This window comes from Deltaproteobacteria bacterium (assembly GCA_028818775.1).
GTDB lineage: Bacteria > Desulfobacterota > Binatia > UBA9968 > JAJDTQ01 > JAJDTQ01.
On sequence record JAPPNE010000033.1, the window covers coordinates 24,082 to 39,307 of the forward strand.

The 15,226-nt window shown below is 66.6% G+C and carries 16 protein-coding genes and 1 pseudogene; 7 read left to right on the forward strand and 10 right to left on the reverse strand.

What is annotated here, in order from left to right:
- Positions 1-3 precede the first annotated feature (3 nt).
- Genes OXU42_02475 through OXU42_02485 form a run of 3 tightly spaced genes read right to left on the reverse strand, consistent with a single transcriptional unit; the run spans position 4 to position 1,986 of the window.
- Positions 4-459: an outer membrane lipid asymmetry maintenance protein MlaD gene (locus OXU42_02475; GenBank protein ID MDE0028256.1), complete on the reverse strand. Its 456-nt coding sequence runs from the start codon at positions 457-459 to the stop codon at positions 4-6.
- Entirely contained in the window at positions 456-1,196 is a 741-nt protein-coding gene (locus OXU42_02480; GenBank protein ID MDE0028257.1) for an ATP-binding cassette domain-containing protein, read from the reverse strand. Before OXU42_02480 ends, OXU42_02475 begins: the two co-directional genes overlap by 4 nt.
- Positions 1,197-1,215: 19 nt before the next feature.
- Complete coding sequence (locus OXU42_02485) at positions 1,216-1,986, reverse strand: MlaE family lipid ABC transporter permease subunit (GenBank protein ID MDE0028258.1); 771 nt, start codon at positions 1,984-1,986, stop codon at positions 1,216-1,218.
- 16 nt (positions 1,987-2,002) lie between these two features.
- Here OXU42_02485 and OXU42_02490 point away from each other — a divergent pair, with 16 nt between their 5' ends.
- Positions 2,003-2,785: a tRNA1(Val) (adenine(37)-N6)-methyltransferase gene (locus OXU42_02490; protein MDE0028259.1), complete on the forward strand. Its 783-nt coding sequence runs from the start codon at positions 2,003-2,005 to the stop codon at positions 2,783-2,785.
- A gap of 27 nt (positions 2,786-2,812) precedes the next feature.
- Here the strand turns inward: OXU42_02490 and OXU42_02495 are convergent, their stop codons facing one another.
- Positions 2,813-3,310, reverse strand: a complete 498-nt coding sequence (locus OXU42_02495) for a DUF721 domain-containing protein (GenBank protein MDE0028260.1) — start codon at positions 3,308-3,310, stop codon at positions 2,813-2,815.
- A 176-nt stretch (positions 3,311-3,486) separates the two neighbouring features.
- Between OXU42_02495 and OXU42_02500 the strand changes: the two genes are divergently transcribed.
- Positions 3,487-6,234 carry a vitamin B12-dependent ribonucleotide reductase gene (locus tag OXU42_02500; protein ID MDE0028261.1) on the forward strand — a complete coding sequence of 916 codons (2,748 nt, stop codon included), beginning with the start codon at positions 3,487-3,489 and terminating at the stop codon, positions 6,232-6,234.
- Between the two features lie 95 nt (positions 6,235-6,329).
- Here the strand turns inward: OXU42_02500 and OXU42_02505 are convergent, their stop codons facing one another.
- Positions 6,330-6,665, reverse strand: a complete 336-nt coding sequence (locus OXU42_02505; protein MDE0028262.1) for a helix-turn-helix domain-containing protein — start codon at positions 6,663-6,665, stop codon at positions 6,330-6,332.
- Positions 6,640-6,792 (reverse strand): annotated as a pseudogene (locus OXU42_02510) (BrnT family toxin). Before OXU42_02510 ends, OXU42_02505 begins: the two are co-directional and overlap by 26 nt.
- A 103-nt stretch (positions 6,793-6,895) precedes the next feature.
- Between OXU42_02510 and OXU42_02515 the strand changes: the two are divergent.
- Positions 6,896-7,138, forward strand: coding sequence for a HigA family addiction module antitoxin (locus OXU42_02515; GenBank protein ID MDE0028263.1), 243 nt, complete (start codon positions 6,896-6,898; stop codon positions 7,136-7,138).
- Positions 7,139-7,156: 18 nt separating this feature from the next.
- On the opposite strand, the gene OXU42_02520 is transcribed toward OXU42_02515, so the two are convergent.
- Both OXU42_02520 and OXU42_02525 read right to left on the reverse strand, forming a co-directional pair.
- Complete coding sequence (locus OXU42_02520) at positions 7,157-8,737, reverse strand: hypothetical protein (protein MDE0028264.1); 1,581 nt, start codon at positions 8,735-8,737, stop codon at positions 7,157-7,159.
- A gap of 224 nt (positions 8,738-8,961) precedes the next feature.
- A complete protein-coding gene (locus tag OXU42_02525; GenBank protein ID MDE0028265.1) occupies positions 8,962-11,388 on the reverse strand; it encodes a penicillin acylase family protein in 2,427 nt (808 codons plus the stop codon).
- Between OXU42_02525 and OXU42_02530 the strand changes: the two genes are divergently transcribed.
- Positions 11,387-11,863 (forward strand): phosphatidylglycerophosphatase A, encoded by a 477-nt coding sequence (locus OXU42_02530; protein ID MDE0028266.1) that lies wholly within the window; start codon positions 11,387-11,389, stop codon positions 11,861-11,863. The genes OXU42_02525 and OXU42_02530 overlap by 2 nt on opposite strands.
- A gap of 16 nt (positions 11,864-11,879) precedes the next feature.
- Here the strand turns inward: OXU42_02530 and OXU42_02535 are convergent, their stop codons facing one another.
- Entirely contained in the window at positions 11,880-12,848 is a 969-nt protein-coding gene (locus tag OXU42_02535) for an amidohydrolase family protein (protein MDE0028267.1), read from the reverse strand.
- Here OXU42_02535 and OXU42_02540 point away from each other — a divergent pair.
- From OXU42_02540 to OXU42_02550, 3 genes are all read left to right on the forward strand, one after another.
- The gene (locus tag OXU42_02540) at positions 12,847-13,845 is read left to right on the forward strand and encodes an LLM class flavin-dependent oxidoreductase (protein MDE0028268.1); all 999 of its coding nucleotides are present in this window, start codon (positions 12,847-12,849) and stop codon (positions 13,843-13,845) included. The two genes, OXU42_02535 and OXU42_02540, sit on opposite strands and share 2 nt — an antisense overlap.
- Positions 13,846-14,023: 178 nt before the next feature.
- On the forward strand, positions 14,024-14,383 hold the full coding sequence (locus tag OXU42_02545; GenBank protein ID MDE0028269.1) for a RidA family protein: 360 nt from the start codon (positions 14,024-14,026) through the stop codon (positions 14,381-14,383).
- A 95-nt stretch (positions 14,384-14,478) separates the two neighbouring features.
- Positions 14,479-14,685 carry a hypothetical protein gene (locus OXU42_02550; GenBank protein ID MDE0028270.1) on the forward strand — a complete coding sequence of 69 codons (207 nt, stop codon included), beginning with the start codon at positions 14,479-14,481 and terminating at the stop codon, positions 14,683-14,685.
- A gap of 46 nt (positions 14,686-14,731) precedes the next feature.
- Here OXU42_02550 and OXU42_02555 read toward each other — a convergent pair whose 3' ends face one another.
- Entirely contained in the window at positions 14,732-15,211 is a 480-nt protein-coding gene (locus tag OXU42_02555) for a hypothetical protein (protein MDE0028271.1), read from the reverse strand.
- Positions 15,212-15,226 lie beyond the last annotated feature (15 nt).

Here is a 15,226-nt window from a genome sequence, read left to right on the forward strand (position 1 = left end):
CGGTCAGGGTGTGTCGCCCGTGACGTTGCCGCCGATCATCCTGCCGATCAGGTCGGTGATGTCCGGCGGCGACTCGGTGTCGCGGATGCGGCCGCCGTCCGGCACGTTCCGGTCGGAGGCTCCGGGAGAGATGGCGATGAACTTGTCGCCGATGAGGCCGCGGGCGCGCACCGAGGCGATGGCGTCTTCCTGGATGGCCACGCCCGGGTCGATGCGCAGGGCCAGGCGCGCGCGGTCCTCCACCAGGGTCAGGGAGTCCACCCGGCCGATGCCGACGCCGGCGATCTCTACCGAGTCGCCCCGGCGCAAGCCCGCCACGTTGGCGAAGTCGGCGTACACGACGTATCCCGAGTTGCCGAAGGCTTCGAGCTTGCCCAGGCGGATGGCGAGATAGCCGGCGCAAAGGATGCCCGCCACCACGAAGAGGCCGACGACAATTTCCGTAGCTTTGTGGTTCACTGGACCGCCTCCTCGGCATCGCCGTGCAGGAACCGCCGTACCACCGGATTTTGTGATTGGAGGAACTCCGCGGCAGGGCCGCTCTCGACGATGGCCCCGTCGGCCAACATAGCGACGCGGTGGGATATTGTAAACACTTCCGGGATGTCGTGGCTGACGATGACGCCGGTGAAGCCGAGCTGGCTCTGCATGGCGGCGATGAGTTGATGGATGCTTTGGCCCAGGCGCGGGTCGAGGCCGGTGGTGGGCTCGTCGAACAGCACGATCTCGGGATCGGTGGCCAGCGCGCGGGCGAACCCGGCGCGCTTCTTCATGCCCCCGCTGACCTCCGCCGGGTACTTGTAGCCCATGTCCCCGAGTCCCACCTGTTCGAGCCGTTCCCGCACCTTGCGGCCGATGGCGTCCTCGCCGAGGCGCGTGCGCTCGCGCAGCGGGAAGGCGATGTTGTCGAAGAGCGTCATGGAGTCGAGCAGGGCGGCGCCCTGGAACAGGAAGCCGAACTTGCGCCGGATCTCGTTCAAGGGCCGTTGTCCCAGGCCCGTGATGTCGGTGCCGTCCACCAGGATGCGCCCGCTGTCGGGGAGCAGCAGCGCGATCATGGTCTTGAGCAGCACCGTCTTGCCGCTGCCGCTGCCGCCGATGATGGTGGTGATGCAGCCGTCGTCGATGGTCAGGTTGGTGCCCCTCAGGACCTCTTGGTGGCCGAACTTCTTGTGGACGTCGATGACCTGGATCATGAAAGGCTCCGGACCATGGCTACAGCAGGACCGAGGTCAGGAAGTAGTCCGACAGGAGGATCAGCACGAACGACAGCACCACGGCATCGGTGGTGGCACGTCCCACCCCCGTGGCCATGGGGAGGGCGTGGAACCCCTTGTAGCAGCACACCCAACTGATGATGACCCCGAAGGTGGCGGACTTGAGCAGCCCCTCGCCCACGTCCCGGAGCTGCACGCTCTGCTCCATGCCGGCCATGTAGCTGCCCGAGCCCAGGTCCAGCAGGCCCACGCCCACCATGTAGGCGCCGAAGATGCCGATGACGTTGAACATGCAGGTCAGGAGCGGCATGGCGATGAGGCCCGCGACCACGCGCGGCGACACCAGGTACTTCACCGGATTGATGGCCATGGAGTGCATGGCGTCGATCTGCTCGGTGACGCGCATGGAGGCCAGTTCCGCCGCCATGGCCGACCCCGTCCGCCCGGTGACCATGAAGGCCGACAGCACCGGTCCCAGCTCCCGCAGCAGGCTCAGGGCCACCACCGCCCCGAGGAAGCTCTCGGCGTTGAACTTGCGCAGGCTGTAGTAGCCCTGCAGCCCCAGCACCATGCCGGTGAACAGGCCCGCGAGCAGCACCACCAGCAGCGAATCCACCCCGATGGCGCGGATCTGTTGTATGATGAGGCGGAACTTGGCCGGCGGGCGCAACGCCCATACCAGCGCGGATCCGAGAAAGATCACGCCCCGGCCCATGCCGGCCAGATGGCCGAGGGTGCGCGCGCCGACGCTGGCGAGGAGTGTGGTCATGCCTGGAGATGAGTCGATGGAATCCGGATACCCTGCCGGTACGGACCCTTCCATCTTAGACGACACGCACCCATCCGCCAAACTCGAAACCGTCGACCGGGTGTTCGACGGCCGCGTTGCGGTGGTGCAGCGGCGGGACGGCTACCGCTTCTCGCTGGACTCGCTGTTGCTGGCGCGTTTCGTCGAAGCGCGGGGGAGGGCGCACATCGTTGACTTGGGGGCGGGAAACGGCGTCGTGGCGCTGTCCCTGGCCGTTCTGCACCATGGCGTGGAAGTGGTCGGGGTGGAGCTGCAGGAGGCCATGGTGGATCGAGCCCGGCGCGGCGTGGATTTGAACGGGGTCGGCGAACGGGTGCGCATGGTGATGGCGGACGTGCGTGGGCTGGACAAGGAGTTGGCGTCCGGGAGCTTCGACGTCGCGGTGTGCAATCCGCCTTACCGGCCGCGCCGGAGCGGCCGCGTCAATCCTGATGCCGAGCGTTTGCTGGCGCGGCACGAAGTGGAGGGCGGACTCGCGGACTTCGTCCGGGCCGGAGCCTCCTTGCTGCGGCACCGGGGCCGGATGTGCCTGGTGTACCCGGCGGAGAGGGCGGTGGAACTGTTCTCGATGATGCGCCGGCACCGCCTCGAACCCCGGCGCGTCCGTTTCGTCCATTCGTTCGCGGACGCTCCCGCGACGCTGGTGCTGGCGGAGGGCGTCAAGGGAGCGCGGACGGGCCTCACGGTGGTGCCGCCGCTGGTCATCTACCGCGGCGAGGACGCGTACACGGACGAGACGGCGGGTTTGCTGAAGCCGTGAGCGTGCCGGACTTGAAGCGGGAAGGGGTCAGCCCCGTCTCCTGAGATGGTTCAGCAGCAGGCGTCGCAGGGAGTCCCGAAGGTCCGGGTCGTCGATGTCGTCCAGCGCCTGCTCCGGGAGGCGCGTCGCATCCACGGCCGGAAGCTCGACCGGATCGGCGGGATCTTCCCGAGGCGGATCGGCGGACACTTCGCCCACCACGAAGAAGATGTTGGTGATCACCTCGCGGCCGAGTTCCCGGTTGAGCTTCTCCAGCATGATGTCCCTCATGTAGTGGAGCTGCTGCATCCAGGCCGCCGCCCGCACGCGCACGAAGAGGGTGCCGTTGCGGAGCTTCTCGGGGCGCGCGTTGCGCGCGATGGCCGGACCCACGGTCTCGTCCCAGACCGTCCACACCGCGTAGTCCTCCAGGCGGCGGCTCAAGGGCAGCCGCTTCACCGTGCGGTCGACAATGTCGCCAAGCCGTTCCATGGTCCCCGGATCGTTCACTCTCGCGGGCGGCAACCCGTCGCCCGCTGCCGCCATGATACCCGCCGGCGCCGCCCGGCGGCAAGCGAGGGGAGTAAACTTTTTGCTTGACAGCACAACATGTGGTGGGTAAATTGGGGATTCGGCACTACATCCGGAACAAATCAACAGGAATTCAACAGGACATCAACAGGAATTTAACAGGACGTTTCCAGCGCAGAAGGGGAGTATCCATGTCCGTTACGACCACCACCCAGCCCGCCGAATCGCTTCCTGAAGACATCGTTCGAGACAAGGGCGCGGGCATCCGCGTGCGGCGCTATTTCACCAAGCCGGGGGTCGATCCCTACGACGAAATCGAGTGGGAGCTGCGTTCCGCGACCATCCAGAACGAGAGCGGCAACACCGTGTTCGAGCAGAACAACATCGAGGTGCCCAAGGCCTGGTCGCAGATGGCCACCAACGTCGTCGCCTCCAAGTACTTCCGCGGCCCCCTGGGGACGCCCCAGCGGGAGCGGACCGCGCGCCAGCTCATCAGCCGGGTGGTGGACACCGTCACCGGATGGGGCCGGAACGACGGCTACTTCGCCAGCGAGGACGACGCCCGGGCCTTCTCGGACGAGCTGACCCACATCCTGGTGCACCAGCGGGCCTGCTTCAACAGCCCGGTGTGGTTCAACTGCGGCATCGAGGAGCGGCCCCAGTGCTCCGCCTGCTTCATCCTGTCGGTGGACGACACCATGGAGTCGATCCTCGACTGGTACCGCAAGGAAGGCGTGATCTTCAAGGGCGGCTCGGGTTCCGGCGTGAACCTCTCCAACATCCGGTCGTCCAAGGAGCAGCTCGGCGGCGGCGGCACCGCCTCGGGGCCGGTCTCCTTCATGCGCGCGGCCGACGCGTCGGCGGGAGTCATCAAGTCCGGCGGCAAGACCCGGCGCGCGGCCAAGATGGTGATACTCGACGCGGACCACCCCGACCTCGTGGAGTTCATCAACTGCAAGGTGGAGGAAGAGAAGAAGGCCTGGACCCTCATCGAGGCAGGGTACGACGCGAGCCTCGACGGCCCGGCCTACGGCAGCGTCTTCTTCCAGAACGCCAACAACTCGGTGCGGGTGACCGACGAGTTCATGCAGCGGGTGCTGGACGACGGCGAGTGGAGCACGCGCTTCGTCACCACCGGCGAGGTGTCCGAGACCTTCCGCGCCCGGGACATCCTCAGGATGATCGCCGAGGCCACGCACCTGTGCGGCGATCCCGGCATGCAGTTCGACTCCACCATCAACAACTGGCACACGTGCGCCAACACCGGCCGCATCAGCGGCTCCAACCCGTGCTCGGAGTACATGCACCTGGACAACTCGGCGTGCAACCTGGCGTCGCTCAACCTGCTCAAGTTCCTGCGCGACGACGGCGGCTTCGATACCGAGTCCTTCCGTCACACCGTGGACATCATGATCACGGCCCAGGACATCCTGGTGGACAACTCCTCGTATCCCACCGAGGAGATCACCGAGAACGCGCGCGACTTCCGCGAGCTGGGGCTGGGCTACGCCAACCTCGGCGCGCTGCTCATGTCCCTGGGGCTGCCCTACGACTCCGACGCCGGCCGCTCCTACGCCGCGGCGGTGACCGCGCTGCTCACGGGCGAGGGGTATCTCCAGTCCAGCCGCATCGCCGACCGGCTGCAGCCGTTCGGCGGCTACGACGTCAACCGCGAGCCCATGCTCAAGGTGCTCGACATGCACCGCTCCCACGCGCACAAGATCTCCACGTCCCACGTGCCGCTGGATTTTCTCGCCACGGTGCGCGAGGTGTGGGACGCGGTGTGCGAGGAAGGGGAGGCGCACGGCGTGCGCAACTCGCAGATCTCCGTGCTGGCGCCCACCGGCACCATCGCCTTCATGATGGACTGCGACACCACCGGGGTGGAGCCCGACATCGCGTTGGTGAAGTACAAGAGGCTCGTGGGCGGCGGCATGCTCACCATCGTCAACAACACCGTGGCGCGCTCGCTCAAGCGGCTCGGCTACGACGCCCGGCAGACCCAGGAGATCGTCGAGTACATCGACGAGCAGGGCACCATCGAAGGGGCGCCGCACCTGCGGGAAGACGACCTGCCGGTGTTCGACTGCGCCTTCAAGCCCGCCAACGGCAGCCGCTCCATCCATTACATGGGACACATCCGGATGATGGGCGCCACCCAGCCGTTCATCTCCGGCGCCATCTCCAAGACCATCAACATGCCCATGGACGCCTCGGTGGACGAGATCGCCAAGGCCTACGTGGAAGCCTGGAAGCTCGGGGTCAAGGCCGTGGCCATCTACCGCGACGGCTCCAAGCGCACCCAGCCCCTGAGCACCAGCGGCAAGAGCGACTCGCCGGGCCAGTCGGCGGACTCGCGGCCGCTGCGCCACAAGCTCCCCGACGAGCGCCGCTCCATCACCCACAAGTTCGATATCGCCGGGCACGAGGGCTACATCACCGCGGGCATGTACGAGGACGGCCAGCCGGGCGAGATCTTCATCACCATGTCCAAGGAAGGCTCCACCATCTCCGGGCTCATGGACTCCTTCGCCACCGCCATCTCCATGGCCATGCAGTACGGCGTGCCCCTCCGGGTGCTGGTGGACAAGTTCAGCCACATGCGCTTCGAGCCCTCGGGCTTCACCCGCAACCCCGACATCCCCATGGCCAAGTCCATCATGGACTACATCTTCCGCTGGCTCGCCACCAAGTTCCTCGACGGCAAGGCCCAGACCGAAGTAGGCGTCGTCAATCGCGATGCCGACGAACTCGCCGAGGTCCCCGCGCCGGCACCCGCGCCGAAGCCGCTCGACAACTCGGGCGACGGCTACGCCATGTCCGCCGAAGGCTTCTACCAGCAGGACGCCCCGTCCTGCTCCGACTGCGGCGCCATCATGGTCCGCAGCGGCGCCTGCTACAAGTGCATGAACTGCGGGTCGGTGAGTGGGTGCTCGTAGGGCTATCGTGGCTTATGTAGTGGACTCGATCTTGCGTTCTTCCGCCAGATTATAAGCGACCTGCATCCGGTGGCCGGCGTCGCTCCAGGGCTAACTCAGGTCAGAACGCGGAGCGCGGTTTCGGGGGCCTTGTCGAGAACCCGCAACAGGGCGCGCGCGGCACCGGTCGGGCTGCGCTTCCCCTGTTCCCAATTGCGGATCGTTTCATGCGGCACGTCGATTCGCCGCGCCAACTCTACTTGGCTGAGCCCCAGCCGCCGCCGGATCCGACGAGCATAGCGTGCCATGTCCTGCATGGCCTCGGCGTCGTCCTCCTGCTGCTGCAAGGCGATTTCCGTCTCGGTGGTGCCATCTACCACAGCGAAGTCGATTCGCCCCTTTGGGAGTGTCGCGGAATCCTCTGGATCAATCCTGACGCGCGTAGTGCTCATAATCCCCGACCTCCTTCTCGCTGGCCTTGCGGGCTGAAATGATGCGGATGGCAGAGCCCCGCACGGTGTAGACGACGACGTAAACCCGTCCGTCGATCATGCCGAGCATCTGGTAGCGCTCTTCGCCATAATCTCGCCGACGATCCTACCTGCGTCAAGCACGTCCTCGATACCCTACGTCGGACTGGAAGGTACCCTGCGACCGGACTTCAGTTTCTCACGCATAGCGACTGGGCAAGACACAGCAAACTCCTGTCACGGAAGCGGCCAAGCGCTTGGGCGTTAGCCGCAAGCAGCTTTCCGATATTGTGAACTGTCACGCGGGCATCTCGCCTGAAATGGCAGTCCGTCTCCACAAGGCATTCGGGGGCGGTGCCGACACGCGGCTACGGCTCCAAGCTGCCTACGACTTGGCGCAAGCGATGAAGCATGCGGATGAAATCAAGGTCGAACGGCTGTCACCCGCAGCCTGATGCGGTGAAGCTCCGTCCTCAGCGCTGACCGCCGAAACCCGCGATCAGGTTGACGGTGGCCGTACGGTCATCCAGCACCCCGGCCATCTCCTCGTGCGCTGGTCCGAAGAACCCGCCGCTGACGTGGCCGTCGGCGTCCGAGAAGGAGTTGCCGGTGACGGCGATGGCGTAGTCCAGGCTCGGAGTTCGGAACGCGCTGGGCACTCCGTCAACGTGGACCGTGAGGTCGTCGAACGAGGCGGTGCCCCGCAGGCTCGACAGTTCCACCTGGAGCTCTGCATCGCCGAAGACCGGCGGCAACATCGCCCGCCCCAGGTCCACGCCGATGAGGGAGCCCGACCAGGTCGCGTTCCCTTGCAAAGTCGCGTGTGCGTCGGCGAAGGCCGCCCCCGGGGCCATGCCGAACGCATCGGCGCCGGCCCGCAGTCTATCGGTCGCCTCGACGCCTTGCCCACCCCGGTAGCGGATGGTGCGTTCCACGCCCGCGCCCCAGGTGCTGTAGCGGCCCCAGGCCCCGTAGCCGTATAGCTCCGGCTCGGAGGCCGTCGCGGCGTCGAGAGTCTCATAGCCGATGTCTCGGAGGAACGCGAAGTCGAGCTCCGACGGCCCATAAACTCGCCTATGGTCACGGCAGTACGCCATCAAGGACGAGCACACCCCGAGGTGATGGTAATCCACTTCAGCACCGGGAGTGCCGGGGGCCACAACTTCCCCTTCCTCGTTCACCCACTGGAACGGCAGCGGTTCTCCACCGTTGGCCCTCACGGATTCCGGCCCTTCGAAGGTGTGGTCCACCCTGTTGATGTGGCGGCTCACCGGCGGGACGGAGTCGATACTGATGCCCAGCACGTGCCCGATCTCGTGCGCCATCACATCGGTGCTGTCGACAGCCCCGCGTGCCAGCAGGATGGATCCCAACCACGCCTCGTAGTCATCCCAGTTGTCGTATTCGTGCGAAGGGACCGGCCCTTCGTAGAAGAGACTGAATTCCTGAGGGCCCCCGGTGGAAAAACGGCCGTCGTCGGTCCTGACACCCACAACGATGAGAACCCCGTTGGTCGACACGTCCTCGTCGAATACCACTGAAAAAGAGCCGTATTCACTATTGGCGCCGTGCACCACCTCCGTTCCCTGTCGGGCCACGTGTGTGACGAAGTCGTCCAGGATTCGCCAGGACCAGGACTTGCCGGCGCGCTCCATCCGCGCGCGTTGCTCCGGCGTGGTTTCCGGTGCGGCGCGCCAGTCGAACTCGATGTTGAGCGTCCCGGCCGGGCCGCCGGTCCAGCGCCCGTAGGTAATCCCGTCCCGCTCCCCGATGATCTCGATGTCCTCGGGACGGACGTTGCGGAGCTTGGTGCCGGTCTGGGCCGGATCGCCACCGGCCGCGTTGATCAGATCCGTGAGGACTCGGGTTCGGCTTGCCACTTGCGCGGCATCGACCGGTGACAGCCCGAATGCCGCCCGCATCTGCTCCGGTTCGTTCCAGTGATCCAACAGGTCTTCGGCCAAGGGATTGCTGCGCGAGTAGCTGCCATGAGCCGGACTCGCACCGCCAACGCCGGCATCACCGCCCCCGCCGCCACAGCCTGACAGTGCCATGGCGAGAAGTATCGCTAACGTCAAGGTTCCAAGTGCTTCACATTTCGCCCTGGTCATAGGTCTCATCCTCCACGATTCGCCTGCCCTCGCAGACTATGTACGCACTTTCCGCGACCGCGTTCCATATAAGGCAACGGGCACATCCCCGCAACCACTTCGCTTGTCCCGTGAGCGGCGTACGAGGCTCTTCGGGCCACCGCCTCAGTGTTGCCGGGTGCCCTGACCTACCCCTGACCGTTTGCCCGTAGCACCAGCAGGGGCCAATCCTTCATCTCCGTCTCGGATTCGCTGAAAGGGATCGTACCGCCGCTCCGCCACGGCTCGACCTGATCGCGGTAGTGCGGCGACGCCGGATTGCCCGCCTGTCCTGGGACGATGACGAAGCGGGAGCGGATGGGGTCGCTCAGGGTCACCAGCATACGCATGGATACGCCGACCACCTGGTCGTAAGGGCGGGAGTGGCGGTAGTAGGAGTTGCGGACGGTGACGCCGTCGCCGTCGGCGGGGAAGGGGGCCAGCGAGAAGAACGGTGCCAGCGGTTTCCTGTTTCCGAGGCCGTGGGCGAGGGTGAGGGTGTGGAGGCGGCCCCAGGACCAGTTGCGGGGGTCGGGGCCCTGTCGTTCCGTCAACTCGGCTTGGGCTTCACGGAGGCTTGCAGCCAATACCGCCTTGCGGGGGGTGTCCCGGAACCACACGGATCCGGGGTCCGTGAGGATGTCGTCCAGGGGCGCCACGGCCTGGTTCAGGATCTCCGTGTAGCTCAGGTACAACTCCTCGCCGAGGTCTCTTTCCCAGAGGTTGCGCATGAGCCGGTGGTAGAGGACGTGGAAGAGGGCGGCGCCGGCGGATGTGGCGTGGCAGTCGTAGTCCCATTCCTCCAGCAGTTCCACACATGCGCGTAAGGATGGTTCTTCGCGGGCGATCTCCAGAAGCTCTGGGCGCAGGGCGTCCAACAGCCGCTCGGCCTGCACCGATCGGGTGTCGAGCTGTATCCGGGCCATGTCTTCCATGTTCATGCGCGTCTCGCGCGTGAGCAGGTGCCGGATGCGCTCGATGCGGTACGGGGGCTCCAGCAGGTCGGACAGGTAGTAGGGGTAGCCCGGGTCCGCCATGCGGTTGTTGGCGCTGGCCACGATGCCCTCGGGAGGGTTGTAGAGGCGCGGCATCTCGTCGAACGGGATGGTGCCGGTCCAGTCATGATCGGCGTTCCAGCCCTCCAGGGGCAGCCACGAGGGTTCCTGGCGCGGACGCAGAGGCACTCTTCCCGCCAGGGCGTAGCCGATGTTGCCCCGGGTGTCGGCGTAGATGCAGTTGAGCGAGGGTGTGACGTGATGTGCCATTCCGGACAGGAACTCGCTCCAGTCCCGCGCCCGGTTGACGCCGTCCAGCAGTCCCAGCTCGTTGCCCGGCGTATGCGCGATCCATTGGAAGGACAGCACCTCCCGGTTTGGAACATCGGGATCGTGGGGCCGCGGCGGAAGGATATCCGACAGCACCGGTCCGTGCCGGGTGTGCCGGATTTCGGTTTCCACCGGGCGGCCGCCTCGAACCGCGATGGTCTCGGGCCGGCGCTCGAACCCGGCCCAGCCGCCGGGGGTGCGGTACAGCTCCGGCTGTTCGGGATGGACCTGTTCCCGGTAGAGGTCACCGTCATCGCACAGGGCGGCGACGAAACCCCAGGCCATGTCCCGGTTGTGTCCGACGTAGACGAAGGGGGAGCCCGGCAGCGACAGGCCTGACGCTTCGAAGGGTTGAGTTCCTCCTGCGTCGGTCACGGTGCGGAGATGATTGACGTACCAGATGCCGGGCACTGTCATTCGCAGGTGGATGTCGTTGCACAGGAGCGCGTGCCCCTCGTCCGAGTGCCCGGCGTCGACGGCCCAGCCGTTGCTGCCCTGGCCTCTGGGGGTCAGGGGGTTCTCCGCGAAGCTGCCGTTGACGAAGCGCAGCAGCGCGGCGCCGTGGTCGCTGAGGGCGCGAGTGGTGGTGGCGCCCCAGGAAGGATAGCGCGGCATCAGCGTCCGCAGTTTGTCGGGGTCGTTCTCCAGGCGGCCGTGGAGTGCTAGAAAGGTGAGCCGCGTGACCAGGGCGGACGACAGCATCAGCGCGAAGCCCTTGGCGAGGACGAGGCAGTCCGCCGGCTCCCACGGGGCGGGCCGGTGGCGCAGCAGCCGGAACTCCACCGGCAGGCGGCACCGGTGCCGGTCCATGTAGGCGTTGACGCCGGCGCAGTAGGCCTCGACCGCGCGGGCGGACCGCTCCGACAGCAAGGGCAGGGAGAGCGTTGCCGTGTGCCGGATCCCCAGCAGCCGGATGAAGTGGTCGACGCTCGCCATGCTGCCGGACCGCAAGTGCCGGGTGAAGTCGCCGCGCGGCAGCGGCCGGTCTCCGAACAGTTCGGCCAGCCGTCCGCTGAAGAAGCGCCGGTTGAGGTCCATCTGCCACAGGCGGTCCTGGGCGTGGAGGTAACCCTGGGCGAAGAACAGGTCGCGTTCGGTGCGGGCGGTGATGTAGGGGATGGCGAAGGGGTCCCAGCGGACCCGGACGTCGTCACCGAGCCCCGGCAGGTGAACGGTGCCCCGGCGTTGCGCGCGAGACCGGCGTGCCCAATGGCGGAGCAGCGGCGAGAGCAGGGATGACAGGAGGTTCATGAGATCACGCCCCACGAGCGGCTGGGCCACGGCCGTTGCCAGCGTCGGCTATATCGGGTTCTTTCCGGTGGCTCCGGGCACGGTTGCCAGCGCCGTGGCGGCGCTGGCGTACGGGCTTTTCGGCCCGCTCCGGCACGTTGCCGTGCTTGCGCCGGTGGCCCTTGCTACGTTTGTTGTGGGCGGCGTGGCCGTGGGCGCGGTCGTGCGCGGCGGTGGGCCGAAGGACCCGTCGCACGTTGTGTGCGACGAGGTGGCGGGGCAGTGGATCGCGCTCCTGACCTTCGCCCATGCGGGCCGCTGGGAGTTCATTGTGCTTGCGTTCCTGCTGTTCCGTTTGTTCGACGTCTGGAAACCGCAGCCGGTGGCGTTTTTCGACCGCCGCCCGGGCGCCTGGAACGTCATGATGGACGACATCGTGGCGGCGGTCTACGCCAACGCGGCGACCCACCTGTGCCTGCTTCTCGCGTGGGGCTGAGAGGTCCGGCCCGCCGCTACTGCCCCAGCCGCAGCAGCCGCGCCGCGTTGTCGCCGAGGATCTTCTGCTTGTCCGAGTCCGCGAGGCGCACGTCGCGCACAGCGTCCACCGAGCGCTCCAGCGGGATCGGCACGGGCGGGAAGTCGCTGCCGAAGAGCACGTGGTCGGCGCCGGCGGTCTCTACCGCGCACATGACCGCGGGGGCATGCAGGCTCACGGTGTCGTAGTAGAGCTGCTCGATGTACGTGCTCGGCGGCCGTGGGATCACGTCCGGTTCCCACGGTCCGAAGCTGTCGTCCTTGCGCAGCTCGTAGCCGAAGTCCAGGCGTCCGGGAAGCATGGGCAGGGCGCCGCCCACGTGGGAGCAGATCATCACCAGGTCGGGGAAGCGCTCGAAGCCGCCGGTGAGGATGAAGCGCGCCAGCGACAGGGTGGTGTCGAAGGGCCGTCCCACCATTTCCGGCAGCCGGAAGATCTCCATCTTCTCCGCGCCGATGGTGACCCGCGGCGGATGCACGAACAGCGGCACGTCGAGGTCGGTCACCAGCTCGAAGAAGGGCACGGCGTTGGGCGAGTCCAGGTACTCGCCGGCCACGCTGGAGTTGATCATGATGCCCTTGAGGCCGTACTCGCGCACGGCCCGCTCGGTCTCCTTGAGGAAGCGGTCGTCGCCGAAGGGCACGGCGCACGCCAGCCCCAGGAAGTGGTCGGAGTGTTTTGCGGTGGTCTCCGCGGCGAACGCGTTGAACTCCGTCACGATGTCGTAGGGGTCTTTCCCCTGGGGCGTGCGGATCCAGTTGTTGCCGAAGATGGTCAGGTCCACGCCGGCCCGGGCCTGCTCGTCGATGACGCGCGGGATGTCGAAGATGGCCTGCGGCGACTTGGGATGGTACCAGCTCTGCGGCACGAGATGGGCATGGGCGTCGATGATCATGCACACGTAACTAATGGACTTTTCGTAGTGTTTCAAGTACGGACGAGCCATGAAGCTCGACATCGAATTCAACTCGGGCGCCCAACTGCCCATGGACGCCATCCCCCCGCTCGCTCAAGCGGCCGAGGACAGCGGCTTCGACTGCGCGTGGGGAGGGGAGGCCAACAACAAGGACCCGACGGTGATGCTGGCGGCGGTGGCCGCGGTGACGAGCCGGCTCAAGGTGGGCACCGCCGTGTACCACATGCTCGGGCGCACGCCGGTGAGCATGGCGCTGCACGCCGCCGGTCTCGACGAGTTGTCGGGCGGGCGCTTCCTGTTCGGGCTCGGCATCTCCAACCCCACCATCGCCAACTGGCACGGGGTGGCGTTCGACCGGCCGCTGCGGCGCATCCGCGAGTACCTGGAGGTTGTCCAGGGGGCGCTGCGCGGCGACAAGCTGGACTACGAGGGGACGTTCTACAGCGCCCGCGGCTTCAAGCTGGCGTTCAAGCCGTCGCCCCGTGGCGTTCCCGTCTATTTGGCGGCCTTCGGGCCGCGGATGAGCCGTCTGGCGGGGCGGCTGAGCGACGGCGTGCTGATCAACATGGCGAACCCGCCGGAGATCCGCCGGATCGCCGAGAACGTGCGCGAGGGCGCGCGGCTTGCCGGCAAGGACCCGGACGCGCTGGAGATCATCTGCAAGGTGCGCTGCTGCGTGGCCCGGGACCGGCAGGCGGCGCGCCAGGCGCTGGGGCGCATCCTCACTTACTATGCCCTGGCGGACTACTACCGGGACCTGCTGACGCGCATGGGGTTCGGCGAGGAGGTGACGGCGATCCGGGACGCGTGGCGCGCGTCCGGTTTCCACGCGGCGGCCGCGCAAGTCACCGACCGGTTGTTCGACGGCCTGCCCCTGGTGGCGGGCGCGTCCGTGGACGAGGTCCTCGACAAGGTGCGGGCCTACGGCGAGGCCGGGGCCACGCGCGTGATCCTGCCGTATGTCCCGTGCACCGACGACGTGGTGGGCGAGATCCGGGCGTTCATCGAGGCGTTCGGACGGCGCTGAGGCGTCCACGCAAATGTCCGGAAAAATTCTCGTGACCGCCTTGACTAACGGTCAAGGCGTGCTTGACTATACGCAGGACGATGCTTATTGAAGGGCAGGTTTTCGAGAGTCGAAACATGCAATAAGGAGAACGGTCATCGCATTCGAACTCATCAATCCGAGCGGGCTGGAGAACCCGGTGGGGTACTCGCACTTGGCGAGCATCTCTTCCGGCCGGCTGGTGCTCGTGGCGGGACAGGCGCCGTTCAACGCCGACGGGGAAGTCGTCGGCAAGGGAGACTTCGCGGCCCAGTTCCGGCAGGTGTGGGAGAACCTGCGCACGGCCGTCGAGGGGGCGGGAGGGAGCCCCCGGGACTACGCCACGTTGACCATGTACGTCACCGACGTGGACGCCTATCACGGGCACCGCAAGGAAATCGGCGCTTCCTACCGGGCGATCTTCGGAAAGCACTTTCCCGCGATTACGCTGGTTCAGGTATCAGGTCTTTACAACCCGGACTGTATGGTCGAAGTGTCCGGGCTGGCCGTCATCGATTGATGGCTGGAGGGATAGCGGGAGGGCGTGAAGCGGCACTCCGCTCCCGCCCCTCGCAGCCGTTCCACCATCTCCACCGCCATGGGAGTCGCACGCAGATGCACCACATACAGATAGCCGGCAACGGCGTCCTGGATTCCCTGGACTCCTTCGACCCTCCCACCGAGACCGAGATCATCGGCCTGTGGCAGTCATTTCGTTCGGCCGGGTTGTCCGCAAGGCAGGCCTGGGACGCCATCGTTGCCGGAATCGCCCTCGACATGGTGTTCTCGGACGGCCGCAAGCGGCCGCGCCTGGAGCAGTAGTGGAGGTATCGGGCGGAAGGCCCCGGCGTTCCGGGGCCATGATGGGTCAGGTCTGTTCGGCCTGGGGGTCGGCGCGCACCAGGAGGTCCGTCAGGGCTTTGTTGTGGCGGCGTTCGACCTCGACGAGCCGGCGGAGCAGTTGGCTCTGTTCGGGCGCTTCGAGAGCCAGGTACGAGACATCGTCCACGAGTCGGGCTTCGACGCGCTTTTGATCCTCGACGTCCTGCCGCATCCGGTCCCAGTGGTTCTTGCCGGACGGGATGCTTGAATCGAACTTGGCGACGCGGCCACCGAGCCTCTCCACTTCCTCAAAGAGCCGCGCGCTGCTCTTTTCCTTCTCCGCCGCCATCTCCTTCAGACGTTCCTCCACGAACGGATAGGGCGCCTTTTCCGCGTGCAGCTTGAGCTGGTTGGCGAGCCGGGCCAGCTCCCGGTAGCCGTCGGCGAGCACGGTGCGCGTGTTGCGCTCTTCGCGCTTCGTCCGGTTGCGATCGAACCAAGCCGTGATGGTCTCCGTCAGTGCCATGGTGGTAAGATAGGG

What these genes read in the sequence shown, in the direction of transcription:
- OXU42_02480 (MDE0028257.1), bottom strand. Translation starts at nt 1,196, where the DNA reads ATGATCCAGGTCATCGACGTCCACAAGAAGTTCGGCCACCAAGAGGTC.
- OXU42_02485 (MDE0028258.1), bottom strand. Translation starts at nt 1,986, where the DNA reads ATGACCACACTCCTCGCCAGCGTCGGCGCGCGCACCCTCGGCCATCTG.
- OXU42_02490 (MDE0028259.1), top strand. Translation starts at nt 2,003, where the DNA reads ATGGAATCCGGATACCCTGCCGGTACGGACCCTTCCATCTTAGACGAC.
- OXU42_02495 (MDE0028260.1), bottom strand. Translation starts at nt 3,310, where the DNA reads ATGGCGGCAGCGGGCGACGGGTTGCCGCCCGCGAGAGTGAACGATCCG.
- OXU42_02500 (MDE0028261.1), top strand. Translation starts at nt 3,487, where the DNA reads ATGTCCGTTACGACCACCACCCAGCCCGCCGAATCGCTTCCTGAAGAC.
- OXU42_02505 (MDE0028262.1), bottom strand. Translation starts at nt 6,665, where the DNA reads ATGAGCACTACGCGCGTCAGGATTGATCCAGAGGATTCCGCGACACTC.
- OXU42_02520 (MDE0028264.1), bottom strand. Translation starts at nt 8,737, where the DNA reads ATGGCACTGTCAGGCTGTGGCGGCGGGGGCGGTGATGCCGGCGTTGGC.
- OXU42_02530 (MDE0028266.1), top strand. Translation starts at nt 11,387, where the DNA reads ATGAGATCACGCCCCACGAGCGGCTGGGCCACGGCCGTTGCCAGCGTC.
- OXU42_02525 (MDE0028265.1), bottom strand. Translation starts at nt 11,388, where the DNA reads ATGAACCTCCTGTCATCCCTGCTCTCGCCGCTGCTCCGCCATTGGGCA.
- OXU42_02540 (MDE0028268.1), top strand. Translation starts at nt 12,847, where the DNA reads ATGAAGCTCGACATCGAATTCAACTCGGGCGCCCAACTGCCCATGGAC.
- OXU42_02535 (MDE0028267.1), bottom strand. Translation starts at nt 12,848, where the DNA reads ATGGCTCGTCCGTACTTGAAACACTACGAAAAGTCCATTAGTTACGTG.
- OXU42_02550 (MDE0028270.1), top strand. Translation starts at nt 14,479, where the DNA reads ATGCACCACATACAGATAGCCGGCAACGGCGTCCTGGATTCCCTGGAC.
- OXU42_02555 (MDE0028271.1), bottom strand. Translation starts at nt 15,211, where the DNA reads ATGGCACTGACGGAGACCATCACGGCTTGGTTCGATCGCAACCGGACG.